The sequence below is a fragment of the Streptomyces mirabilis genome, assembly GCF_018310535.1.
Classification (GTDB): Bacteria; Actinomycetota; Actinomycetes; order Streptomycetales; family Streptomycetaceae; genus Streptomyces.
Genome location: NZ_CP074102.1, coordinates 2,795,300 through 2,819,782 on the forward strand (window position 1 = coordinate 2,795,300; position 24,483 = coordinate 2,819,782).

The window sequence follows — 24,483 nt, forward strand, 5'->3', positions numbered from 1 at the left end:
CCGTCCTCCCAGGACGGGCCTCCACGCGTTCGCCCCGCGACGACGGAGCCCCTGCCCGGTGCGGGCAGGGGCTCCGTTCATCCGGACGACCAGAGGTCAGCTCGGTTTGATGTCGATGACTCCGATGCGCTGTGCCTTCGTCTTGCCCCGCAGAGCCTTGCCCAGTGCGGTGACGACGTCCTGCGGCGTGACAGCGCGCTTCCCGCTCGCGGTCTGGATCTGCACGCCGTCGAAGGTGGCGCCGTACGCCGCCTTGAGCGCCTTGAGGTCGTACGTCTCCACGAGCTTGCCGTTGACAGCCTTGAAGCCGAGGATCTTCGGCAGTGACAAGGAGCCGAACGGGATGCTGTGCACCGCATCGGTCTGAATGGTGACGCGGTCGGACATCGCGGGCTCGGCGAACTCCTTCATCTCGCGGTCGACCTCGGCGTTCGAGACGGTCGGCTGACGGGTCGTGGTGGCGACCTTCACCGGGGTGGTGGTGCCGGTCTCGACCTGGGCGCGGTACGCGTCCTCGACGGCCTGGGTCGAGGCCGCCACGTCGATGCCCTTGCCCGCCTTGCCGTACACGGCGACGGCCTTGCCGGACTCGAACTTGATGGTGCCGTCGCTCACCGAACCGGAGCCGGCCGCGGTGCGCTCCAGGGCGGCCTGGAGCTTCTCCTCGTCGACGGGCATCGCCGGCTCGACGACGCGCTGCTGACCGAACAGCGAGCCGATCACGGAGACCGGGTTGTAGTCGCTGCCCGCGGCGGCGCGGACCGTGTCCTGGGCGTTGAACTGGAGCCCGGCCTGGTCCGGCTTGAGCGAGACCGTGGTGCCGTCCACCGACAGCTGGAGCGCCTTGTTCATACGGGCCCCGAAGGCGTCGTCGAGCTTCTTGACGGCCTCGTCGCGGGTGCCGCCGCCGATGTCGACGCCGAGCACCGTGGTGCCCTTGGGGACGTCCGAGCGGTTCATCAGCAGCCCCGCGCCGTAGACGGCACCGGCGATGAACACCACGCCGACGCCCAGGAGCGTCAGCTTGCTGCGGCCCTTCTTCTTCGCCGGCTTCTTCGAGGAGGCGGCGGGCTTCGGGGCCGGCTCGGGCGCCTTCGGCGGGGTGTGCGGCAGCGGTCCGTCGGTGTGCGAGCCCGGCCCGAACGGGGAGTTCTGGGCGGCTGGCACAACAGGGATGCCGCTGGTCAGGGTGTGCCCGGAGACGTTGTCCACGGGGCCGCCGTAGCCCTGGCCGCCCGGATCGGGCGCGGGCTTCTGCGGGGTGAGGATCGCGGTGTCGTCGCTGAGGCCGCCACCGGGGTACCCCGTACCGAGGCCGGCCGCGCCGTGCCCGCCGGGGACGCCACGACCACCGGGGCCACCGGGTCCCGCGGCCAGGCTGCCCGGAGCCACGCCCGGGCCGACCGGCGGCACCAACGGGCCGTCACCGGTGACCGGACCGCCGGTCGGGCCCGCGGGACCGCCCCGGCCCTTCTCCGAGAAGTTCTCCGCGAAGTACGGGAGGTCGTCGCGGCGCGGTTCGCCACCCGGCCCTGCGGGGCCACCCGGGCCTCCTGGGCCGCCGGGCCCGCCCGGGCCGTCGCTTCCTATGGCCGGGAACGAAGCCGTGTTCCCCAGCGCCGCGGAGACGTCGAAGGAACCGGTGCCGCCGCCGTGACCGGGGGCCACGGGTCCGGCGCCGGTGGCACCGGGCAGCCCGGCACCGTTCGTACCGCCGCTCCCGGGGCGGGGCGCGTTCGCCCCGCCGGGCCGGGCAGCGCCCGCGCCGCCCAGGGGACCGGCGCCCTGCGGCGCCCCGGGACCCGTGGGTCCCGAACCGCCGGGCAGGCCCGCCCCGTTGGTGGACCCGCCGCCCGGGCCGCCGCCCGGCGCACCGGACTTGCGGGGTGCGAACCAGTCGCTGGTCTTCTCTCTGGCCGGAGCACCGCCCGCGGCGGCGGCTTCGGCCGAGGTCTCGGTGGCCGTGGACGCTGCCACGGGCGCACTCACGGCACGCTGCGCCTCCGCCGGGGCTCCCGCGGAACCGGCGGACTCGGCGGGCGACTCGGTGTCCCCGACCGGTGTGCGCACGACGACCGGCGGGATGGGCCGCGATCCGGGGATGTTGATCCGGATCCGTGTCGTCAGCGTGGTCTCGGTCTTGCGCTCCTCCGGCGGGGTACCGCCGGCCGAACGGCCCGCGTCGGCACCGTTTTCGGAAACCGTGGGGGTCCCATAGGGGGGCGTCCCCGACGGGTACGCGGCTCCACCGCGCCCGTTGGGCCCGGAGGACGAACTGTCAGTTTCACGACTCAAGGCAGGTTCTCCCGGTTGGCTCCGCCGCCCGTTTACTCGACCTCATCTCGGGCAGCTCGGCGGCGCGCACCACCATACTGGCCGTATTCGGCGCGCAAACCTCGCCCGCCCAGGAAATTCGCACGGGACCCGCACGTGTCCGGTACGGCGAAGTGGTACGTCACTTCCCAAGTCGGACGACGGAGTCGTGCGGTTGCCGCCCCAGACCAAGCGTGGCGCACATCACAGCCACGGCCATCCCGCCGAGCAGGAAGAGGTAGGAACCGAATCCCGCGCCGAAGAAGAAGTCCCCTTCCGGGCGGACGGAGGTGAGCAGGACGACCGCGATCATCCAGCCCACGGCGGGCGCGACGGCGCCGGCCCGGGAGCCGGTCGCCCGCGATCCGCCCAGGAAGAGCCCGGCCGCGCCGGCCAGGGCGAGCAGCAACCCGCCCGGGAACCAGGCGGCTTGCACCAGCGTCCCGGCGGCCCCGACCACCGCGCCGAGCAGGAACAGGCCCAGGTGGGCCACGATCCGCCCGGCCGAAGGCCTTGGCAGCGGCTGGGCGAGCGCGCTCCCCCGCTGTCCCGACATGCTCATCACGCGTCCGCCTTTCCCTGCTCGGTCCCCGTGGATCTCTGCTCGGTCCCCGTGGAACCCTGTTCGATCCCCGCGAAGAGGTCGGTCTCACGACCGGGTCCCGCGCGCTCCCCGCGCACCAACTCGTAGTACTCGGTGGTGAACAGCGGTTGTGCGAGTGCGTTCGACAGCGCGAACCAGGGTTCGGCCACCTCGATCTGGGTGGCGTGCGCCCGCATGGCGGCGGCCTTCGCGGTGGCGTACGCGGTCCCGTCGATCGCGGTGGTGACCACCGTGTCGTCGACCACGCCGGGTACGTCGGCCACGGCGGCGGAGCGCTCGAAGGGCAGTCCGGGCAGGGCCTCGCGCAGCTGTCGGAAGCCTTCCTCGACGACGGAGCGCGGGGCGCGGTTCCAGTAGACCTTGGCGATCTCCCAGGGCGCGCCGAGGTCGGGGCGGACGGCGGGGTCCGCGGCCAGCTCGACGGCGCGCACGGCGACGCGGTGGGCCTGGATGTGGTCCGGGTGTCCGTAGCCCCCGTCGGGGTCGTAGGTGACGAGCACCTGGGGGCGGACCTCGCGGATCACCTCGACCAGGTACTCCGCGGCCTCGTCGACGTCGGCGGACCAGAAGGCGCCCGCGCGGTGGTTCTGCTCCAGGCCCATCATCCCGGAGTCGCCGAAGCGCCCGGGACCGCCGAGGAAGCGGTGGTCGGTGACCCCGAGCTCCTTCATGGCGGCGACCAGCTCACCGATCCGGTGCGGGCCGAGCCCGCCCTCGCGGTCGGGCGCGAGATGCGCCAGCTCGGGCGGGATGACCTCGCCCTCCTCGCCGAGGGTGCAGGTCACCAGCGTCACATGGGCGCCCTCGGCCGTGTACCTGGCCATGGTCGCGCCATTGTTGATCGACTCGTCGTCCGGATGCGCGTGCACCAGGAGCAGACGCCGGTCGGGCAGTTCCGTCATGGAACCCACCCTACGAGGCGCCCGGCCCACCGCCGAGGCGGGCACGGGTCGTGGCACCGAAGCTCCCCGTCAGGACGTGAGGGTGCCCGTCAGGACGTGAGGCTCCCCGTCAGAACTTGAAGCTGCCGATCATGTCCGCGACGTTCGTCGTCAGGTCGCTGATCGTGGGGGCCATCGTCGAAGAGGCGAGATAGAAGCCGAACAGGACACACACGACCGCATGGCCGGCCTTCAACCCGGACTTCCTGACCAGGATGACGACGATGATCGCCAGCAGCACCACCGCCGAAATCGAGAGTGCCACGGCGGCTCACCTCCAAAGATCCCAGGGACATGGGGGGTCGGACATGGGGGTCGGTAAATCCATACAGCGGCCAGCGGGTTCATACCCACACACCGCCAGTGATCATAACTATCCATACGCGCGCATCGATCGGCGCACGGCCGCACAAGGGGGCGCATGGCCAATATGGTCAAGGCATGACGACCGAGCCTCTCTCCTTCCCCCGCCGGTACGCCCGGACGCAGCGCTTCACCCTCGGCGCGCCCCGCGCGTTCACCGTCTCCCCGGACGGTTCCCGGGTGGTGTTCCTGAGGTCCTCCTCCGGTACGGACCGGGCGAATCAGCTGTGGGTCCTCGATGTAGCCGAGGGGCAGGAGCGCGTCGCGGCCGACCCGCGGGCGCTGCTCGGCGGCGCCACCGAGCGCCTGTCGGCGGCGGAGCGGGCACGCCGCGAGCGCAGTCGCGAGGGCGGCGCGGGGATCGTCGGCTATGCCACGGACACGGCGGTCGAGCTGGCCTCTTTCGCCTTGTCAGGGCGGCTTTTCACGGCGGAGCTGCGGGCCGGTACGGCACGTGAACTCCGGGTCCCGGGACCGGTGATCGATCCGCGCCCCTCGCCCGACGGACGGCTCGTGGCGTACGTCCGCGGGGGCGCCCTGCGGGTCGTCGGCGCCGAGGGGGAGGGTGACCGGGCGCTCGTGGAGCCGGAGTCCGGGGCGGATTCGGGGACGGTTTCCTATGGATTGGCCGAGTTCATCGCGGCCGAGGAGATGGGGCGTTCGCGCGGTTTCTGGTGGTCTCCGGAAGGGGACCGGCTGCTGGTCGCGCGGGTCGACGACGCGCCCGTCCGGCGCTGGTGGATTTCCGATCCCGCACAACCGGAACGCGCTCCGCAACAGGTCGGCTACCCGGCCGCCGGAACGGACAATGCGGATGTAAGGCTCTTCGTGATCAGCCTCGACGGGGCGCGCACGGAGGTGGTCTGGGACCGGGCGCACTACCCGTATCTGGCGCATGTGCACTGGTCAGCGGCGGGCGCGCCACTGATCCTGGTGCAGGCGCGGGACCAGCGCAGCCAGCTGTTCCTGGCCGTGGACCCTGATACCGGGGCGACCCGGATGGTGCACGCCGACGAAGATCGACAATGGCTTGATCTTTTCCCTGGCGTGCCGTGCTGGAGCCCTGCGGGACAGCTCGTACGGATCGCCGACGAGGGCGGGGCGCGGGTCCTGGCCTTCGGCGAACGCCCCTTCACAGGACCGCAGTTGCATGTGCGCGCGGTGCTGGACGTCTCGGACGACGACGTGCTGATCTCGGCGTCGGCCGGCGAGGCGGCCACCGCCCCGGAGACGGGCGAGGTGCATGTCTACCGCGTCAACGAGCTCGGTGTCGAGCGTCTCTCCCAGGAACCCGGCGTGCACGCGGCGGTGCGCGGCGGGGGCGTGACCGTGCTGGTCTCCTCGGTGCCGGACCGCCCGGGCGCCCAGGTGCAGGTACTGCGGGACGGAAAGAGGACGGCGACTGTCACGTCGTATGCCGAAAGTCCCGGTCTGTCCCCGCGCGTGACGCTCACCGAGGGGGGCGCACGGAAAATCTCATGCGCCCTGCTTATGCCTACTGACTACGACGGTGTCACTCCCCTCCCCGTCCTCATGGACCCCTACGGCGGTCCGCACGGCCCCCGGGTGTTGGCCGCGCACAACGCGCACCTCACCTCGCAGTGGTTCGCCGACCAGGGCTTCGCGGTGGTCGTCGCCGACGGCCGCGGCACCCCCGGCCGCTCCCCCGCCTGGGAGAAGGCGGTCCGCGACGACTTCACACTCACCCTCGACGACCAGATCGACGCGCTGCACGGCCTCGCGGAGCGGTTCCCACTGGATCTGTCCCGGGTGGCGATCCGGGGCTGGTCGTTCGGCGGCTGGCTCGCGGGGCTCGCCGTGCTGCGCCGCCCCGACGTCTTCCACGCGGGCATCGCGGGCGCCCCGGTCACCGACTGGCGGTTGTACGACACCCACTACACGGAGCGCTACCTCGGCGATCCGGCGGCGGCCCCGGAGGCGTACGCGAAGAGCTCGCTGATCACGGACGACGGCCTGTCCGCGCCCGCCGAACCGCACCGGCCGCTGATGATCGTGCACGGCCTCGCGGACGACAACGTGGTGGTCGCGCACGCCCTGCGGCTCTCCTCGGCGCTGCTGGCCGCGGGCCGCCCGCACGAGGTGTTGCCCCTGTCGGGCGTCACCCACATGACCCCGCAGGAACAGGTCGCGGAGAACCTCCTGCTGCTCCAGGTGGACTTCCTGAAGCGATCACTGGGCATGACCGGCTGAACACATGCGACGGGCCGGGGCGACATGGCGCGCCCCGGCCCATCTACGGCACCCGCACGGCCGTACGCTGATTACCTTGACGCGTCCGTATATCGGTGCCGCTTCGGCCAAGTTGCCTGCGTGTTAACGAAGTTCGCCAGCATTTGCGGGGTTATGTCGCCCGCTCGGGCGGTTCCTCCGGCGGTACGACCCGCTTCTCCTCCGCGAAGTGGCAGGCCGAGTCGTGCGCGGCCGGGCCCACCACGAAGCGGAACTCCGCGGGCACCGCGAGCAGCGGCACCTCCAGCGCGCAGCGCTCCTGGGCCTTCCAGCAGCGGGTGCGGAAGCGGCAGCCGGAGGGGATGTTCGCCGGGGAGGGCACGTCTCCGGCGAGGATGATCCGCTCCCGGCGTTCGCGGGCCTCCGGGTCGGGTACGGGCACGGCGGAGAGCAGGGCCTGCGTGTACGGGTGCGTCGGGTGGTCGTAGATCTCGGCGTCCCTGCCGGTCTCCACGATCCGTCCGAGGTACATCACGCCGACCCGGTCGGAGATGTGCCGCACGATGGAGAGGTCGTGCGCGATGAAGACGTAGCTCAGGTCGAACTCGTCCTGGAGCCGCTCCATCAGGTTGATCACCTGCGCCTGCACCGAGACGTCGAGCGCGGAGACGGGCTCGTCGGCGACGATGATCTCGGGGCGCAGCGCCAACCCCCGTGCGATGCCGATGCGTTGGCGCTGGCCGCCGGAGAACTGGTGCGGGTAGCGGTTGATGTACTCGGGGTTGAGGCCGACCACGTCCAACAGGTCCTGGACGCGTCTCCTGCGGTCGCCCTTGGGCGCGACCTCGGGGTGGATCTCGTAGGGCTCCCCGATGATGTCGCCGACGGTCATGCGGGGGTTGAGCGAGGTGTATGGGTCCTGGAAGACCATCTGGATGTTGCGGCGTACGGCCTTGAGCGCCTTGCCGGACAGTTTGGTGATGTCCTCGCCCTTGTACTTGATCGTCCCGTCCGTCGGTTTCTCCAGGTTGACCAGCATCCTGGCGACCGTCGACTTGCCGCAGCCGGACTCGCCGACGATGCCGAGGGTCTCGCCCGCGGCGAGTTCGAAGTCGACTCCGTCGACGGCCCTGACCGCGCCGATCTGCTTCTTGAAGAGGATCCCCCGCGTCAGCGGGTAGTGCTTGACCAGGCCGCTGACCTCCAGAATCGCCTCAGCCATCGAGGCACTCCCGCCAGAAGAAGCAGGCGCTGGTGCGGGCCCCGGCTTCCTGGTCCGCCTCTGCACGGTCCGCCTCTGCACGGTCCACCTCGAACAGCGGCGGCACCTCGGTGCGGCAGATGTCCTGAGCCATCGGACAGCGCGGGTTGAAGGCGCAGCCGGGCGGGATGTGCATCAGGTTGGGTGGCAGGCCCTTGATCGCGTAGAGCTCCTGGCCCTTCTGGTCGAGGCGCGGGATCGACTCCAGGAGGCCCTTGGTGTACGGGTGGGCGGGGGCCTTGTAGATGTCGCGGACCGGCGCGGACTCGACGATCCGGCCCGCGTACATGACGGCGATCCGGTCGGCGACGTCCGCGACGACGCCGAGGTCGTGGGTGATGAGGATGAGCCCCATGTCGAGCTCGCGCTGCAACTCGGCGAGCAGGTCCATGACCTGGGCCTGGACGGTCACGTCGAGGGCGGTGGTCGGCTCGTCGGCGATGATCAGGGCGGGCTCCAGGGCCAGCGCCATGGCGATCATGATGCGCTGGCGCATACCGCCGGAGAACTGGTGCGGATAGTCGCGCACCCGGTCGGCGGCGGCCGGGATGCGCACCCGGTCCATCAGCTCGATCGCCTTGGCGCGGGCGTCCTTGCGGGACATTCCCCGGTGCACGGTGAACATCTCGCCGAGCTGGTCGCCGACGCTGAGCACGGGGTTGAGGGAGGACAGCGCGTCCTGGAAGATCATCGCCATCTCGGCGCCGCGGACCTTGCGCCGCTCGTCCTCCTTGAGCTTCAGCAGGTCCCGGCCCTGGAAGAGGATCTCGCCGCCGGTGATCCTCCCGGGTGGCATGTCGAGGATGCCCATCACGGCCTGCGCGGTGACGGACTTTCCCGAGCCGGACTCGCCGAGGACGGCAAGCGTCTCGCCCTCGTCCACGCCGTAGTCGACCCCGTTGACGGCCTTGGCGACCCCGTCCCGGGTGCGGAACTCCACGTGCAGATCGCGTACTTCGAGCAGCACGGCCGTCACCTCAGCTTCGGGTCGAGGGCGTCGCGCACCGCGTCGCCGAGCATGATGAACGCGAGCACGGTGATCGCGAGGGCGCCGGCGGGCCACAGCAGCATGTGCGGGGCCGTGCGGATGTAGGCGGAGGCCGAGGAGATGTCGATGCCCCAGCTGACCGTGGGGGGCTTCAGGCCCACACCGAGGTAGGAGAGCGTCGCCTCCAGCGCGATGTAGGTGCCGAGCGCGATGGTGGCGACGACGATGACCGGCGCGACGGCGTTGGGGGTGATGTGCCGCAGCATCAGCCGGGAGTTCGAGGCACCGAGGGCGCGGGCGGCCTGGACGTAGTCGTTCTGCTTGATGGTGATGACGGAGCCGCGCGCGATCCGGGAGATCTGGGGCCAGCCGAGCAGCACCATGAACCCGATGACCGGCCAGATGGTGTTGCTGGTCACCACGGAGAGGAGGACCAGGCCTCCGAGCACGACAGGGATCGCGAAGAAGATGTCGGTGATCCGGGAGAGGACCGAGTCGCCCACTCCGCCGAAGAACCCGGCGAGCCCGCCGAGCACCGAGCCGAGGATCGCGACGCCGAGGGTCGCGCAGACGCCGACGCTGATCGAGACGCGGGTTCCGTACACCACCCGTGTGTAGACGTCGCAGCCCTGCCCGTCGAACCCGAAGGGGTGTCCCGGCTGCGAGCCCTCCTGGGCCTTGGCGAGGTCGCACTTGAGGGGGTTCTGGGTGGCGATCAGCGAGGGCCACAGGGAGATGACGACCAGGAAGAGGATGAGGAGCCCGGAGACGATGAAGACGGGGTTGCGCCGCAGATCGCGCCAGGCGTCGGACCACAGGCTCCTGGGCTTCTCCTGAGGGCCCGTGCCCTCGGGACCGCCGGGCGTCCGCTCCAGGGTGGCGCCCTCGCTCGTGGCGAGGTCCATGGCGCCGCCCGCGCCGGTCGCGGCGATGGCGCCCTCCCGCCGGTACGGCGGCGGCTGCTCAGGCATAGCGGATCCTCGGGTCGAGTACGGCGTAGAGGAGGTCGACGAGCAGGTTGGCGACCAGGAAGACGAGCACGAGGACGGTCACGAAGCCGACCACGGTCTGGGTGTTCTGCCGCACGATCCCCTGGTAGAGCTGGTAGCCGACGCCGTGGATGTTGAAGATCCGCTCGGTGACGATCGCGCCGCCCATGAGCGCGCCGATGTCCGTGCCGATGAAGGTGACCACGGGGATCAGCGAGTTGCGCAGCAGGTGCTTGGTGATCACCCGGTGCCGGGGCAGGCCCTTGGCGACGGCCGTACGGACGTAGTCGGACCTCTTGTTCTCGGCGATGGAGGTCCGGGTGAGCCGGGTGACGTAGGCGAGGGAGACGGAGGCGAGGACCAGTCCGGGCACGATCAGTTCGCCGAAGGTGGCGTCCGGGGAGACCGAAGGTCTGATCCAGCCCCACTCGACACCGAAGAGCAGTTGCAAAAGCAATCCGGTGACGAAGGTCGGGATGGAGATGACGACGAGGGTGAGCAGCAGGACACCGGTGTCGACGGGCCGGCCGCGGCGCAGCCCGGTGACGACGCCCAGCAGGATGCCGATGACGATCTCGAAGAGGATGGCGACGATCGTCAACCGGATGGTGACGGGGAAGGAGGTCGCCATCAGCTCGGTGACCGGCTGCCCGGTGAAGGCGGTGCCGAAGTCGCCGGTGAAGACATTGCCCATGTACGTGAGGTATTGCTGCCACAGCGGCTTGTCGAGGCCGAACTCCTTGCGCAGCTGGGCGGCGGTGGCTGGGTCGCACTGCCGCTCGCCGCACAGCCCCGCGATGGGGTCGCCCATCACGTTCACCATCAGGAAGATCAAGAGCGTGGCGCCGATGAAGACCGGGATCATCTGGAGCAGACGCCGGATCACATACCGTCCCATGAGGGCTCCGGAGGTTGTACGGGGCCCGCGCCCGGGTTCGCTTCAGCAACCCGTCGCTTGCCCCGTGGACGGCTCAGCTGACCTTGATCTCGTTGTAGACGGGCACGCTGAACTGGTTGAGCGCCACGCCCGAGATCCTGTCCGAGTAGCCCGCGCTGCCGTTCTGGTACCAGAGCGGGATGGCGGCCATGTTGTCCCGTACGACCCCTTCGGCCTGCTGGAAGAGCTGGATGGCCTTGGCCTTGTCGGTCTCGGCGTTCGCCTGGTCGACGAGCTTGTCGAAGTCCTTGTTGGACCACTTGCCGTCGTTGGAGGAGGCGTTCGTGTAGTACAGCGGCTGAAGGAAGTTCTGGATCAGCGGGTAGTCCATCTGCCAGCCGGCCCGGAAGGGACCCGGCATCTTGTGCTGCCCGATCTGGTTGCGGAAGTCGGCGAAGGTGCCGACGGGGTTGCCGACGCAGGCCTTGTCGTTGCCCATCGCGTTGTTGATGGAGTTGCAGACGGCGTCGATCCACTCCTTGTGGGAGCCGCTGTCCGCGTTGTACGAGATCTTGATCTGGCCGCCGGGCAGTCCGCCGCCGTCCTGGATCAGCTTCTTCGCCTGCGCGGGGTCGTACCGGCAGGAGGCGCCGCACAGGCCGTCCTGGAAGCCGCCGGCCGCGCCGAGCACCGGTGAGGTCCAGTCGGAGGCCGGGGTGCGGGTCTTCTGGAAGATCGTGCTGGTGATCTGGTCCCGGTTGATCGCCATGGACAGGCCCTTGCGGACGTTCTCCATGCCGCTCTTGTCCCAGGCCTTGTCGTAGAACGGGAAGGCGATGGTCTGGATGATGCCGGCCGGGGTGTTGATGTACCGGCCGCCGAGGTCGCTCTTCACGTTCTTGAGCTGAGCGGCGGGCACGTCGTCGACGAGGTCGAGGTTGCCCGCCATCAGGTCGGTGTAGGCGGTGTTGTTGTCCGTGTAGACCTTCAGGTCCACCCCGCCGTTCTGCGCCTTGTCCGTCCCCGGGTACGCGTCCCACTTCCGCAGGGACATCATCGAGCCCTTGGCGTACGAGTCGACGGTGTAGGGCCCGTTGCCGATCGGCTTCTTCAGCCAGGCCGCGTGGTCGCTGAAGAACGCCTTGGGCAGCGGCGCGAAGGCCACGTAGCCGAGGGTGTCGGGGAACGTCGAGAACTTCTGGTTGAGCTTGACGGTGAAGGTGTGGGCGCCGGTGACCTTCAGTCCCGACAGCGTGTCCGCGCTCTGCGTTCCCGTCTCGGGGTGGACCTTGTCGTAGCCCTCGATGTACCCGAAGAAGTAGGCGTTCTTCTGGTTGTTCTTGAGACTGGCCCCGTAGTTCCAGGCGTCCACGAAGGACTGGGCGGTGACGGGCTCTCCGTTGCTGAACTTCCAGCCGTCCTTGACGGTGATCGTGAAGTTCTGCGAGTCCGAGGTGTCGATCTTCTGCGCCAGCATGTTCTGGGCAGCGCCGGTCCTGGCGTCGTACCGCTTCAGACCCCGGAAGATCATGTCGAGGACCTTGCCGCCCTGCACCTCGTTGGTGTTGGACGGCTCCAGCGGGTTCTGCGGATCTCCCCAGGAGGAACTGAGCACTCCGGACGCGCCGCCACTGCCGCCACCCCCGCCGCCCCCGCCACCGCAGGCGGTCGCCACGAGGGCCACCGCCGCCGCGCCGGCGGCCCATTTGGCGTGCGTCGCTCCACGCATGGAGTGCCTCCCAGAGTGCGCTGCCGCCAGCGCCGCGGCGCTGTTCCATTACCGGCCAATATCAACCGGTAAGGCGCATACCGCACATTCAGCCCACCCGTACGTGGGATCGCACACCCATATGTGTCAGCGCGACATGGGTCAGGCGCGACATGGGTCAGGCGCGACATGCGTCAGGCGCGCGCCACCAACTCCACCTCGAAGCCGTCCGCGTCCTCCAGATACGCGGCGCAGTGCTCCAGGCCGCCCGCGTGCGGATAGCGGTCCGAAAAGAGGGGCGACCAGCCGTGGCTGGGTGCTTCGGCCACAAGCCGGTCGAGTTCGGTGCGGTCCGGCACGTGGAAGGCGAGGTGGTTCAGGCCGGGGCGCAGGCGGTCGTGGGAGTCCGTCCTCAGCGCGGGCGACTGCTCGACGACGAGATAGGTCTCGCCCCGGCGCCAGCTGCGGCCCTGCGGCCACTCCTGGTACGGCTCACAGCCCAGGCGCTCCAGCAGCCATCCCCAGGAGCGGACCGTGCGCTCCAGGTCCGGCACCCACAGTTCGACGTGATGCAGCATCTTCCCCCACCCGGCCCTCGCCCGATCTTTCCCCGCCCGATCTTCCCTCACCCGAAAAAGACGGTTCCCGGCACCGCGGTGGCGGTGCCGGGAACCGGCCGGTCGATCACGGGACGCGTGGTGCTCAGGACGCGTGCACGATGTCCTTCTCCTCGGCGAAGTGGCACGCCGACTCATGCGCCGCAGGCGAGTCCACGCCCATGAACACCTCGGGCACCGCGAGGATCGGGATCTCCACGGAGCACTTGTCCTGGGCCTTCCAGCAGCGGGTGCGGAAGCTGCAGCCGGACGGCGGGTTGGCCGGGGACGGCACGTCACCGGTCAGGATGATCCGCTCGCGGTGCTCACGGGCCTCCGGGTCCGGCACCGGGACGGCCGACAGCAGCGCCTGGGTGTAGGGGTGCGTCGGGTGGTCGTAGATCTGCTCGTCGCTGCCGATCTCCGCCATCTTGCCGAGGTACATGACGCCGACCCGGTCCGAGATGTGCCGGACGATCGACAGGTCGTGCGCGATGAAGAGGTAGGACAGGTTGAACTCGTCCTGGAGCCGCTCCATCAGGTTGATGACCTGCGCCTGCACCGACACGTCCAGCGCCGACACCGGCTCGTCGCAGATGATGATCTCGGGGTTGAGCGCGAGACCACGGGCGATGCCGATGCGCTGACGCTGACCGCCGGAGAACTGGTGCGGGTAGCGGTTGATGTACTCGGGGTTGAGGCCGACCACGTCCAGCAGGTCCTGGACCTTGCGCCGCCGGTCGCCCTTCGGAGCCACCTCGGGGTGGATGTCGAAGGGCTCACCGATGATGTCGCCCACCGTCATGCGGGGGTTGAGCGAGGTGTACGGGTCCTGGAAGACCATCTGGATGTTGCGGCGCACGGCCTTCAGGGCGCGCCCGGACAGCTTGGTGATGTCCTGGCCCTTGTAGAAGATCTCGCCCGCGGTGGCCCGCTCCAGGTTCATCAGGAGCTTGGCCACGGTGGACTTGCCACAGCCGGACTCGCCCACGATGCCCAGCGTCTCACCCTGGTACAGGTCGAACGAGATACCGTCGACGGCCTTCACCGCGCCGATCTGCCGCTTGAACAGGATGCCCTGGGTGAGCGGGAAGTGCTTCTTCAGGTTGCGCACCTGCAGGATCGGCTCGCCACGGTCGACGGGCGCCTCGATCGCCGCGACCGCCTCCGCCTCGGAGTGGGCGTCGACGACCTCCACGTCGGAGACGTTCGGGGTGGCCTCCTGCTCGTCGTTCTTGCTGAGCTCAGCCATGGATCGTCTCCTTCCAGAAGTGGCAGGCCGAACCGCGGCCGACCAGCTCGGTGCCGTCCTGCTCGCTGACCGGGAGCAGCGCCGGGACGTCCGTACGGCAGATGTCCTGGGCCTTGGGGCAGCGCGGGTTGAAGGCGCAACCGGTCGGGATGCGCAGCAGGTTGGGCGGCAGACCCTTGATCGCGTACAGCTCCTGGCCCTTCTGGTCCAGGCGCGGGATCGAGTCCAGCAGACCCCGCGTGTACGGGTGCGCGGGGCGCTTGTACAGCTCGTGGACCGGGGCACGCTCCACGATCCGGCCCGCGTACATCACGGCGATCTTGTCCGCGACGTCGGCGACGACGCCGAGGTCGTGGGTGATCAGGATCAGGCCCATGTTGTACTCGCGCTGAAGGTCCGCGAGCAGGTCCATGACCTGGGCCTGGACCGTCACGTCGAGCGCCGTGGTGGGCTCGTCCGCGATGATCAGGTCCGGCTCCAGGGCCAGCGCCATCGCGATCATGATGCGCTGGCGCATACCGCCCGAGAACTGGTGCGGGTAGTCGTTCACGCGGGCCGCGGAGGCCGGGATCTTCACCCGGTCCATCAGCTCGATCGCCTTGGCCTTGGCCTCCTTCTTGGAGAGGCCCTGGTGCACCCGGAACATCTCGCCGAGCTGGTAGCCGACGGACAGGACCGGGTTGAGCGAGCTGAGCGCGTCCTGGAAGATCATGGCGATCTTCTGGCCGCGGATCTTGCGGCGCTCCTCGCCGGACATCTTGAGCATGTCCTGGCCGCGGAAGAGGATCTCACCCTGCGGGATCCTCGCCGGCGGCATGTCGAGGATGCCCATGATCGCCTGCGCGGTCACGGACTTGCCGGAGCCGGACTCGCCGAGCACGGCGAGCGTCTCGCCCGCACTGACGCTGTAGTTGACACCGTTGACCGCCTTGGCCACGCCCTCGCGGGTGTGGAACTCGACGTGCAGGTCACGCACTTCGAGCAGCGGCCCGTCGTCGGTGCCGCCCTTACGCGGGGCGGGCACCGGGACGGAGTCTTCGATGATGGTCACGTACGCCTCCCTCAGCGCAGCTTCGGGTCGAGGGCGTTACGGACGGCCTCACCGAGCATGATGAACGCCAGCACCGTGATGCTGAGCATGATCGACGGATAGAGCATGATCCACTGCGCCACGCGGATCTGGTTGCCGCCGTCCGAGATGTCGTTGCCCCAGGACACGCCGTTGAGGCCGAGGCCCAGGAAGGACAGGGTCGCCTCGGCGGAGATGTAGACGCCGAGCGAGATGGTGGAGACGACGATCACGGGGGCGAGGGTGTTCGGCAGGATGTGCCGGAACATGATCCGCGGGGTGCTCGCGCCCAGGGCCTTGGCCGCGTGTACGTAGTCGGCCTGCTTCGTGGTGATCACCGCGCCGCGCATCACACGGGCGATCTGCGTCCAGCCGAAGGCGGCCAGCGCGCCGATGACGACCCAGGTCGTGCGGTCCGGGAAGGAGGTCAGCACGACCATGGTGGCGAGCAGGAACGGGATGCCGAAGAAGACGTCCGTCAGACGCGACAGGATCGAGTCGACGATGCCGCCGAAGTATCCGGCGATCATGCCCATCAGGCCACCCACGACCGTCACCGCGAGGGTGGTGCCGAAGCCCACGGCCACGGAGGCCCGGGTGCCGTAGATGGTGCGGGCGTAGACGCTGCGGCCCTGCTGGTCGTAGCCCAGCCAGTCCGCGGAGAACACATGGCCCAGCTTCGGCTTCTGCAGGAAGTGCTTGGCCAGGTCGCCCTTGATCGGGTCGGTGTCGGTGAACAGCCCCGGGAAGAAGGTGATGGTCAGCAGCAGCACGATCAGCACCGCCGAGACACCGAAGATCCAGCTGTGCCGGAGGTCGTTCCAGGCGTCGCCCCACAGGCTGCGGGACTTCTCCGGCTTGGTCACGGGGACCGCCACCGGAGTGGCCTCGCCCTCGGTCGCCACCGCCGTCTGAACGTCGGTCTTGGTCACGTCAGGCATAGCGAATCCTCGGGTCCAGGACCGCGTACAGCAGGTCGACGAGCAGGCTGGCGAGGAGGTAGACCAGCACCAGGATGGTCACCAGGCCGACGAGCGTGGTGCCTTCACGCCGCACGATGGACTGGTAGATCGTGCCGCCGATGCCCTGGATGTTGAACAGGCCCTCGGTGACGACGGCTCCGCCCATCAGCGCGCCGATGTCGGTGCCCAGGTAGGTGATCACGGGGATCAGCGAGTTGCGCATGAGGTGGACGCCCACCACACGACGCCGGGGCAGGCCCTTGGCGACGGCGGTACGGATGTAGTCGGCGCGCAGGTTCTCGGCGACCGACGTACGGGTGAGCCGGGTCACATAGGCCAGCGAGGCGGTCGCGAGGACGAACGCCGGCATCAGCAACTCGTTGAAGTTCGTGGAGTCGTTCACGTTCGGCGGCAGCCAGTTGAGCTGGAAGGCGAAGACGACCTTCAGGATGAAGCCGAGAACGAACACCGGAACGGAGATCAGCAGCAGCGAGACCAGCAGGATCGCGTTGTCCGCGAACCGCCCGGCACGCAGGCCCGCCCAGATGCCCAGGGCCATGCCCAGGACCAACTCGATGGCGAAGGCCAGCCCGCCAAGACGGAGGGTCACCGGGAACGCCTCGCCGAGCACGTCCGTGACGGGGCGGCCGCTCGCGATCTGCGTGCCGAAGTCGAAGTGAAGGATCATGTCCTTCATGTAGTGGTAGTACTGCACCAGGATCGGCTGGTCCAGGCCGTACTGATGTCTCAGTGAGGCGATGACGGCAGGGCTTCCGCCCTTGTCGCCGAACAGGCCTCGCACGGGGTCGCCGGGCAGGGCGTAGACCATGAGAAAGATCAGCAGGGTTGTCCCGATGAAGACCGGGATCATCTGGAGCAGTCGTCGTGCGACGTAGCGCCCCATCGTGCCTCCATGTAGTTACTACGACGACAGCCGACGGGCCCTTTCCCCGCGCACCCCTGAACGATGCGCGTGGAAAGGGCCCCCCGGCCGCTGCCGTCCCCCCGGGCGCGGCGCACGAGGCGGCGCCGCACCCGGGATCACGGGCTGATTGCGGTTACTTCTTGACCTGAACGCCGGTCAGGATCGGGTCGCCGTCCTGGGCGTACGCGACGCCGGTGACCTTGTCCGAGTAGCCCGCGTTGACCTTGTAGTACCAGAGCGGAATGCTCGGCATGTAGTTGACGAGCTCCTTCTCGATGTCCTGGTACTTCTTCTCCGAGTCCGCGAGCGAGCTGGCGGTGTCGGCCGCGGCGATGTCGGCGTCGATCTTCTTGTTCGAGAAGCCGCTCTGGTTGCCGTCCGACTTGCTGCCGTACAGGTCACGGATGAAGTTGGCGTTCATCGGGAAGTCGAGCACCCAGCCACTGCGGTACATGGACTTGACCTGCTGGGCGTCACGCGCGTTGAGGTCGGCCTGGAAGTCGGCCTTGGAGTCACCCGCGCACTTGACGCCGGTGGCGTTGGTGATCGAGTTGCAGACCGCCTCCACCCACTCCTTGTGGCCGCCGTCCGCGTTGTACTGGATGGTGATGGCGTTGCCCGGGACGCCGCCGCCGTCCTTGATGAGCTGCTTGGCCTTGGTCGGGTTGTACGTGAAGACGTCGCCGCCGGCGTTGGGCTCGTAGCCGAGGACGCCCTTCGCGACCCAGCCGGTGGCGGGCTCGCGGGTGCCCTGGAGCACCGTCTTGGTGATGGTGGCGCGGTCGATCGCCATCGACAGGCCCTGCAGGACCTTCGGGTCGATGTTCTTCCACTGCTTGGTGTAGAAGGCCGGCGCGATGGTCTGGATCGCCGAGTACGCCTTGTCCACCGCGCGGCTGCCGAGGTCCGACTTGTAGACCGGCAGGTCCTTCGGGGCGATCTGACGCAGGACGTCGACGTTGCCCGACTTCAGGTCCTCGTAGGCCGTCTCCAGGTTGGTGTAGTTCTTGAAGAGCACACCACCGTTCTTGGCCTTGTCCGGACCCTGGTAGCCGTCGAACTTGGCGACCTCGATCTGCTTCTTGTGCGCCCAGCTGACGAACTTGTACGGGCCGTTGCCGATCGGGTGCTCGCCCGCGGCCTTCGGGTCCTTGTAGAAGGACTCGGGCAGCGGCGAGAAGACCTCGTAGCCGAGCTTGTAGACGTAGTAGGGGATCGCCTTGGTCAGCGTGATCGTGAAGGTGCTGTCGTCGACGACCTTCAGACCGGACATCGTCGTGGCCTTCGGCTTCCCCTTCGCCGGGGCGACGTCGTCGTAGCCCGCGATGTCGGAGAACCAGAAGCTGTTGGTCTGCTTGTTCGCCGGGGCGGCAGCCCAGTTCCACGCCTTGACGTAGGACGTGGCGGTCACCGGGGTGCCGTCGTGGAACTTCCAGCCCGACTTCAGCTTGACCGTGAAGGTCTTGTTGTCCTTCGTGTCCACCGACTGCGCGTTCACGTAGACGATGTTGCCCTTGTCGTCGTAGCTCACGAGCTGCGAGAAGAGCGACTTGATGACAATGCTGCCGTTGGACTCCATGGTGTTGGCCGGCTGCAGCGGGTTCTGCGGCTCGCCCACCTCGACCGAGAACTTACCGGCCGGGTCGACGGCGGCCTTGCTGTCGCTGCCCTTGTCGCCACCGCCACCACCACAGGCGGTCGCTCCCAGCGCCACAACCGCGGCTATCGCGACCCACTTGGCGCTCTTGGCACCGCGCATGGGTTCCTCCTCATGAGTCCATTGGTTCACCGCAAAAGGGAGCACTAGTCACATTGCCGACACTTGGGACGGAGAAAGTGCTGGTGCCCCCTGCGCTCGCAAGCCGACGCCACCTGAAGGCGTATGGCCCGTTGATCCGAGCTCTACGCGCCTAACTATCTGCCATGGGCCAGACCCCGACCACACTCACAAGGTCTCGGTTCGATCACACCTGTCGCCTACTTCTTCCAAAATCCGGACAAAGGGTTTGCTGAAAGATCCCTGCGAAACGGACTTGTTACACATCTATCGGTCTCGACCGTCCGCATTGCGGACGGTCGGAGCGAAAAAAGGGGTTGCGGCTATCGTGGCCGTCATGTGGGGGTGCCATCGGCGTGCCCACCCACCCCGGACCGGCGGAGGCAACTGCCCCTCTGCGCGGTCAACGGGCTTCCACGACAAGGCCGTTCGCTGATCAAGCGAGTGCGTCCCCGACGGTGTGATCACGGCACCAAGACGCGCCGTGCGGCCGGGACCCACGTGATTGCAGGGTAGTGGGAACCGGCCAATTTGGAGGACTACTCCTCCGTAATGAAGGGTTTTCCCTACCCTCCCCTCGCTCTCCGCCCTATCGCAGCCCCGTACCGCGGCGCAAACCGCGCGTCGCGCTCGGCGCGCCCCCCAACGCGTCGGGCACCCCGCGAATGCGAGGTGCCCGAAATCACTGCGGAACGGCCGAGGTCAGCCGTGCTTGGCGCGGCTGGCGCTGCGACCGCGCTCCTTCTGGTCGAGGACGACCTTGCGGATGCGCACGGCCTCCGGGGTCACCTCGACGCACTCGTCGTCGCGGCAGAACTCGAGGGACTGCTCCAGGGAGAGCTTGCGCGGCGGCACGATCGCCTCGAACGAGTCGGCGGCGGCCGAGCGCATGTTGGTGAGCTTCTTCTCCTTGGTGATGTTCACGTCCATGTCGTCGGCACGCGAGTTCTCGCCGACGATCATGCCCTCGTACACCTCGGTGCCGGGGTCGGTGAACAGCACACCGCGCTCCTGGAGGTTCGTCATCGCGAACGCGGTGACGGCGCCGGAGCGGTCGGCGACCAGCGAACCGTTGTTACGGGTCGTGAGCGTGCCGAACCACGGCTCGTGGCCCTCGTGGATGGAGTGGGCGATGCCCGTGCCGCGCGTACCGGTCAGGAACTCGGTCCGGAAGCCGATGAGGCCGCGGGAGGGAACGACGAACTCCAGGCGGACCCAGCCCGAGCCATGGTTCGACATGTTGTCCATGCGGCCCTTGCGGACGCCCATGAGCTGCGTGACCGCGCCCATGTGCTCCTCGGGCACGTCGATCGTCATGCGCTCGACCGGCTCGTGGACCTTGCCGTCGATCATCTGGGTGACCACCTGCGGCTTGCCGATGGTCAGCTCGAAGCCCTCGCGGCGCATCTGCTCGACCAGAATGGCGAGCGCGAGCTCACCACGGCCCTGGACCTCCCAGGCGTCCGGACGCTCGGTGTCCAGCACCCGCAGCGAGACGTTACCGACCAGCTCGCGGTCGAGACGGTCCTTGACCTGGCGGGCGGTGACCTTGCGGTCCTTGACCGCGGCCTTGGCGGTGGCGCCCTTGCCGGTGCCGCCGCGGCCGACCAGCGGCGAGGTGTTCGTACCGATGGTCATCGAGATGGCCGGCTCGTCGACCGTGATCAGCGGCAGCGCGATCGGGTTCTCGGGGTCGGCAAGCGTCTCGCCGATCATGATGTCCGGGATACCGGCGACCGCGCAGATGTCACCCGGGCCCGCCTTCTCGGCCGGCTTGCGGGTGAGCGCCTCGGTCATCAGCAGCTCGGTGATGCGCACGTTGGACATCGAGCCGTCGCGCTTGATCCACGTGACGGTCTGGCCCTTGCGCAGCTCGCCCTGCTCGACGCGGAGCAGCGCGATACGGCCGAGGAAGTTGTCAGCGTCCAGGTTGGTGACGTGCGCCTGGAGCGGGGCGGACTCGTCGTAGGACGGGGCCGGGACGGACTCCAGGATCGTGGTGAAGAACGGCTCCAGGTTGTCGCTGTCCTGCGGGACCGTGCCATTCTCCGGCTTGGTCAGGGAGGCGACGCCGTCACGCGCACACGCGTAGACGATCGGGAACTCGATCTGGTCCTCGTCGGCGTCCAGGTCGAGGAAGAGGTCGTACGCCTCGTTCACGACCTCGTCGATGCGCGAGTCGGGACGGTCCGTCTTGTTGATGCACAGGATGACGGGCAGGCGGGCCTGCAGCGCCTTGCGCAGCACGAAGCGGGTCTGCGGCAGCGGACCCTCGGAGGCGTCCACGAGGAGGACGACCGCGTCCACCATCGACAGACCGCGCTCGACCTCGCCACCGAAGTCGGCGTGGCCCGGGGTGTCGATGATGTTGATGGTGATGACCTCACCACCATCCTTCGGGTGGTACTTCACGGCCGTGTTCTTGGCCAGGATCGTGATGCCCTTCTCACGCTCCAGGTCGTTCGAGTCCATCATGCGGTCGTCAAGCGACTCGGCGGCGTGCGCGGCGAAGGCACCGGCCTGCTTGAGCATGGCATCGACCAGGGTGGTCTTGCCATGGTCGACGTGGGCGACGATGGCGACGTTGCGGATGTCGTGGCGCGTGGCCATATTGAGGCGCTTCTCCCGGAGTGAGTGGACGGCCTGCGCGTACGTCAGTGCTACGCGGACCCTGCCGGGCTGGACACGCCACGGCCTTACCCCATGGTACGTGGCCTTGACGGGCACGGCCTCCGCGGGCTAGTCCGCGGAGGCCGTGGGCGACCTTGCTCGCCCTTCTTACGTGCCCTTCTTACTTGTCCTTCTTTGTTGCCGTTCCCCCCTGCACGCCCTTCTTCAGGAAGCCCATGTCCTCGTAGAGGGGGGTCTGGAATCCGAAGGAACCGGCGTTGGCGAGGTTCAGGCGGGTGGCTGTGAGCTGGGGGCGCTGATAGAGGGGAATCGATCCGGCGGCGGCCCAGATCCGGGCGTCGGCCTTGCGGACCAGGGAACGCGACTCGTCCTCGTCCAGCGTCGCGATGGCCTGGTCGAAGAGCTGGTCGACCTGGTCGGTTCCGACCCTGGTGTAGTTCTGCTCGACGGCGAGGGAGCCGTCGGCTGCCGGGACCGGCTTCGCGTAGATCGGGCGGGCGTCGGTGGCGGGGAAGGCCGAGGCGGGCCAGGAGTACAGCGCCAGGTCGTACTGGCCTGAAGCGATGTGGTCCTTGAAATAGCTGTCGTCCGGCACCTTGGTCGTCTCGGTCCGGATGCCGATGCGCTCCAGCATCCGGGAGATCTGGTCGGCGACCGTGCGCAGCGAGTCCGAACCGGGACCCGAGGGCAGGACGAAGCGCAGCGTCAGCGCCTTGCCGTCCTTGGCGAGCGCGCCGGCCGCGGCGCCCGCCGGGGCGGCCGTGCCCTTGGGCGCGTAGGCGCCCGGCGCTCCGCCCTGCCGGTTGTCCTTGGGGGCGTACTGCCTGCCGTCCAGGTGCTTGTCGGCCTGGTCGTCCGCGTGCTGCTTCCCCTGCTTATCGGCGTGGTCCTTCGGGTCCTTCTTGTCCCGGCCGGCTTCGCCGTTCTTGTCGTCCTCGCCGACGATGAACGTCCCGTCGTCCGCGTCGGCGTCGGAGTCCGCCTTCTTGCCCTCGGGCCCGGCCGCCTTGTCCTTGTCCTTCTTCTGCTGCTGCTCGTTCACCGGTCCCCCGGGCACCCATCCGGCATCCGCCAGCAGCGCCTGCGCCTCCTTGGTGTCCTGACCGCCGAGCGCGCCGCTGTTGTCGGCGTAGGCCGGCTGGCCGGAGAGCGCGAGATGGCTGCCGACCGGGACGGCGGGCAGGCCCAGCGGGCCCAGGACGGCCTTGGCGAGTTCGTCGCGGTTGATGGCGCGGGCGACGGCGCGACGGACGCGCTCGTCGGCGAGCGGGCCCTCGGAGCCGTTCAGGGCCAGCTGGGTGTAGGCGGGCTCGAGGGACTTGCGGACCACGAAGTCGCGCAGGGCCGTCTGCTGACGGGCGTACGTCGCGATCACCGCGCTCTGCTCCTTGCGGGCCTTGGTCTCGTCGGACGCGACCCCCGGACCCTGCGGCGGGGTGGTCCCCTTGTCGCGGGCGGCGAGCGTGATCCGGCCCGCCTCTTCGGGGTCGATCTCGGCCAGGTCGACCTTGTCGGCGGCGAGCGCCTCGGCCCGCTTGTCGCGCGGGACGGCGACCAGCGCGATCTCGGAGAGCTTGGCGGGGCGGCCCCACCAGTGCGGGTTGCGGGTGAGGAGGACCTGGCCGTCCTTGTGGTCGATCTTCTGGAGGGTGAACGGGCCCGCGGTGGCCTGGAGCTTGGTGCGCGCCCCGTCGTTGAAGGCGTCCGCGGTGCCCATCACGTCCTTGGGGTACAGCGGTGAGAAGAGCGACTTCCAGTCGGCGTAGGGGCGGCTGAAGGTGACGCGGACCTCCAGGTTGTTCTTGCCCTGCTCGATCTTCTCGATGCGGTCGTAGCCGGCGTTGCGGGCCGTCCAGTACGCGCTGTCCTTGCCGGACAGGGCACGCCACTGGGCGGCGAAGTCGGCGGCGCCGATCTCGCGGCCGTCGCTCCAGACGGCCTGCTGGTTGAGCTTGTAGAGGACGACCTGCTTGGGCTCGCTCTCGACGATCTTGGCCGATTCGAGGTAGTCGGGGTTGAGCTGGGGGATGCCGTTGGAGTCGAGGCGGTACAGGGACGGCAGTACGGCGCCGGCGATCCGGGAGGTGCCGGCGTCGGCGTCCGCCTGGAAGGTGTTGAGGGTCTGCGGTACGGCGTCCACCGCCCACCGGAGGGTGCCGCCGTCCTCGATGCGGTCGCGGGTCGCGGGCGCGATGTCCTGCGCGGCGACGGGCTTGGCGACCTCCTCGTCCGCGCTGCACGCGGTGAGGGCGGGTACCGCGAGTGCGCCCGCGGTGAGGAACGCGACCGAGCGCATCACCGCGCGCAGTCCGACGCCGTCGTGGGACATCTCTGATACCTCCAGGACAAGCCGCTCCGCGGGCGAACAGGGTTTCTGATCATGTTTGGCGGTATATTTACCGATATAAGGAGTTGATCAGATCTACGGACCCACTGAAGAGGAAAGGGTTCGCCTGCCGGTGGCGACACGCGAGGAGCGAGAGCAAGCACACCCGTGCGGCGTAACGCCGGCCGACTCGATTCAGCCCGTCCGGCGTTTGAGGACGAGACCGTTCAAGCCGAAGCGGGGGTCTGGGGGCGCAACCCCCAGGGGACGGCGCCCCCAGCGCACGCCCGCCAATTGGTGCACGTCCCTTCACACCGGCAGGTGTGACGCGCAACACTCGCAGGCGCATGAACGTTGCCACCCAGGGCCCAGACGGCCCACGGAAGTGAGGTCACGTCATGTCCGTGCAAGACGACCTGATGTCAGTGCAGCGCTGCCTCGAAGACCTGAACCGGTCGGTGGGCCGCCTGGAACAGCAAATCGGCAGCGGCGGGCTCGAGATGCGCCGCGTCCGTGCCGACGCCGACCATCTGCGCGAGAGCGTCGCGCTGCTGCGCGAGACGGCCCACGGCGTCACCTCGCCGCGGCGCCCCGATCTCGTGGCCATCCCCGACACTCCGTACGACAACGCCTTGTGGACGGACTCGGACGACGAGGGTCTCGGCGCCCGCGACCGGCACGCCCCCTGACCCGACCCCGACCGGAGCTCTC

19 protein-coding genes are annotated in these 24,483 nt (G+C 68.8%); 2 read left to right on the forward strand and 17 right to left on the reverse strand.

Annotation, left to right across the window (positions count from 1 at the left end):
- Nucleotides 1-96 precede the first annotated feature (96 nt).
- The 4 genes from SMIR_RS12150 to SMIR_RS12165 all read right to left on the reverse strand — a co-directional run bounded on the left by SMIR_RS12150 (nt 97) and on the right by SMIR_RS12165 (nt 4,123).
- Nucleotides 97-2,295, reverse strand: a complete 2,199-nt coding sequence (locus SMIR_RS12150; RefSeq protein ID WP_212726988.1) for a peptidoglycan binding domain-containing protein — start codon at nt 2,293-2,295, stop codon at nt 97-99.
- A gap of 160 nt (nt 2,296-2,455) precedes the next feature.
- Nucleotides 2,456-2,875 (reverse strand): DUF6113 family protein, encoded by a 420-nt coding sequence (locus tag SMIR_RS12155; protein ID WP_168495251.1) that lies wholly within the window; start codon nt 2,873-2,875, stop codon nt 2,456-2,458.
- Nucleotides 2,875-3,819, reverse strand: coding sequence for an N-acetyl-1-D-myo-inositol-2-amino-2-deoxy-alpha-D-glucopyranoside deacetylase (gene mshB / locus SMIR_RS12160; protein WP_212726989.1), 945 nt, complete (start codon nt 3,817-3,819; stop codon nt 2,875-2,877). Before mshB ends, SMIR_RS12155 begins: the two co-directional genes overlap by 1 nt.
- A 109-nt stretch (nt 3,820-3,928) precedes the next feature.
- Nucleotides 3,929-4,123 carry a hypothetical protein gene (locus tag SMIR_RS12165; protein ID WP_054228237.1) on the reverse strand — a complete coding sequence of 65 codons (195 nt, stop codon included), beginning with the start codon at nt 4,121-4,123 and terminating at the stop codon, nt 3,929-3,931.
- A 176-nt stretch (nt 4,124-4,299) separates the two neighbouring features.
- Here SMIR_RS12165 and SMIR_RS12170 point away from each other — a divergent pair, with 176 nt between their 5' ends.
- Nucleotides 4,300-6,432, forward strand: coding sequence for a S9 family peptidase (locus SMIR_RS12170; RefSeq protein ID WP_212726990.1), 2,133 nt, complete (start codon nt 4,300-4,302; stop codon nt 6,430-6,432).
- Between the two features lie 151 nt (nt 6,433-6,583).
- Here SMIR_RS12170 and SMIR_RS12175 read toward each other — a convergent pair whose 3' ends face one another.
- From SMIR_RS12175 to SMIR_RS12235, 13 genes are all read right to left on the reverse strand, one after another.
- Nucleotides 6,584-7,633, reverse strand: a complete 1,050-nt coding sequence (locus SMIR_RS12175) for an ABC transporter ATP-binding protein (RefSeq protein WP_168495245.1) — start codon at nt 7,631-7,633, stop codon at nt 6,584-6,586.
- Nucleotides 7,626-8,639 (reverse strand): ABC transporter ATP-binding protein, encoded by a 1,014-nt coding sequence (locus SMIR_RS12180; protein ID WP_212726991.1) that lies wholly within the window; start codon nt 8,637-8,639, stop codon nt 7,626-7,628. Before SMIR_RS12180 ends, SMIR_RS12175 begins: the two co-directional genes overlap by 8 nt.
- Before the next feature lie 5 nt (nt 8,640-8,644).
- Nucleotides 8,645-9,631 (reverse strand): ABC transporter permease, encoded by a 987-nt coding sequence (locus SMIR_RS12185; RefSeq protein ID WP_168495241.1) that lies wholly within the window; start codon nt 9,629-9,631, stop codon nt 8,645-8,647.
- The gene (locus tag SMIR_RS12190) at nt 9,624-10,547 is read right to left on the reverse strand and encodes an ABC transporter permease (protein WP_168495239.1); all 924 of its coding nucleotides are present in this window, start codon (nt 10,545-10,547) and stop codon (nt 9,624-9,626) included. The genes SMIR_RS12185 and SMIR_RS12190 overlap by 8 nt, the downstream gene beginning before the upstream one ends.
- A gap of 73 nt (nt 10,548-10,620) precedes the next feature.
- Nucleotides 10,621-12,255 (reverse strand): peptide ABC transporter substrate-binding protein, encoded by a 1,635-nt coding sequence (locus SMIR_RS12195; protein WP_212726992.1) that lies wholly within the window; start codon nt 12,253-12,255, stop codon nt 10,621-10,623.
- 173 nt (nt 12,256-12,428) lie between these two features.
- Nucleotides 12,429-12,812, reverse strand: a complete 384-nt coding sequence (locus SMIR_RS12200) for a VOC family protein (protein WP_212726993.1) — start codon at nt 12,810-12,812, stop codon at nt 12,429-12,431.
- Between the two features lie 124 nt (nt 12,813-12,936).
- Nucleotides 12,937-14,082, reverse strand: coding sequence for an ABC transporter ATP-binding protein (locus SMIR_RS12205; protein WP_212726994.1), 1,146 nt, complete (start codon nt 14,080-14,082; stop codon nt 12,937-12,939).
- Nucleotides 14,075-15,133: an ABC transporter ATP-binding protein gene (locus tag SMIR_RS12210; RefSeq protein ID WP_099920801.1), complete on the reverse strand. Its 1,059-nt coding sequence runs from the start codon at nt 15,131-15,133 to the stop codon at nt 14,075-14,077. The genes SMIR_RS12205 and SMIR_RS12210 overlap by 8 nt, the downstream gene beginning before the upstream one ends.
- Before the next feature lie 11 nt (nt 15,134-15,144).
- Nucleotides 15,145-16,092 (reverse strand): ABC transporter permease, encoded by a 948-nt coding sequence (locus SMIR_RS12215; RefSeq protein ID WP_168495231.1) that lies wholly within the window; start codon nt 16,090-16,092, stop codon nt 15,145-15,147.
- A complete protein-coding gene (locus SMIR_RS12220) occupies nt 16,085-17,017 on the reverse strand; it encodes an ABC transporter permease (protein ID WP_168495229.1) in 933 nt (310 codons plus the stop codon). The genes SMIR_RS12215 and SMIR_RS12220 overlap by 8 nt, the downstream gene beginning before the upstream one ends.
- 154 nt (nt 17,018-17,171) lie before the next feature.
- Nucleotides 17,172-18,797 carry a peptide ABC transporter substrate-binding protein gene (locus SMIR_RS12225; protein WP_168495227.1) on the reverse strand — a complete coding sequence of 542 codons (1,626 nt, stop codon included), beginning with the start codon at nt 18,795-18,797 and terminating at the stop codon, nt 17,172-17,174.
- A 720-nt stretch (nt 18,798-19,517) separates the two neighbouring features.
- Nucleotides 19,518-21,425 carry a translational GTPase TypA gene (gene typA, locus SMIR_RS12230; RefSeq protein ID WP_168495225.1) on the reverse strand — a complete coding sequence of 636 codons (1,908 nt, stop codon included), beginning with the start codon at nt 21,423-21,425 and terminating at the stop codon, nt 19,518-19,520.
- Nucleotides 21,426-21,606: 181 nt separating this feature from the next.
- A complete protein-coding gene (locus SMIR_RS12235; RefSeq protein ID WP_212726995.1) occupies nt 21,607-23,775 on the reverse strand; it encodes an ABC transporter family substrate-binding protein in 2,169 nt (722 codons plus the stop codon).
- Between the two features lie 395 nt (nt 23,776-24,170).
- Here SMIR_RS12235 and SMIR_RS12240 point away from each other — a divergent pair, with 395 nt between their 5' ends.
- Entirely contained in the window at nt 24,171-24,461 is a 291-nt protein-coding gene (locus SMIR_RS12240; RefSeq protein WP_168495221.1) for an Rv0250c family protein, read from the forward strand.
- Nucleotides 24,462-24,483: the final 22 nt, after the last annotated feature.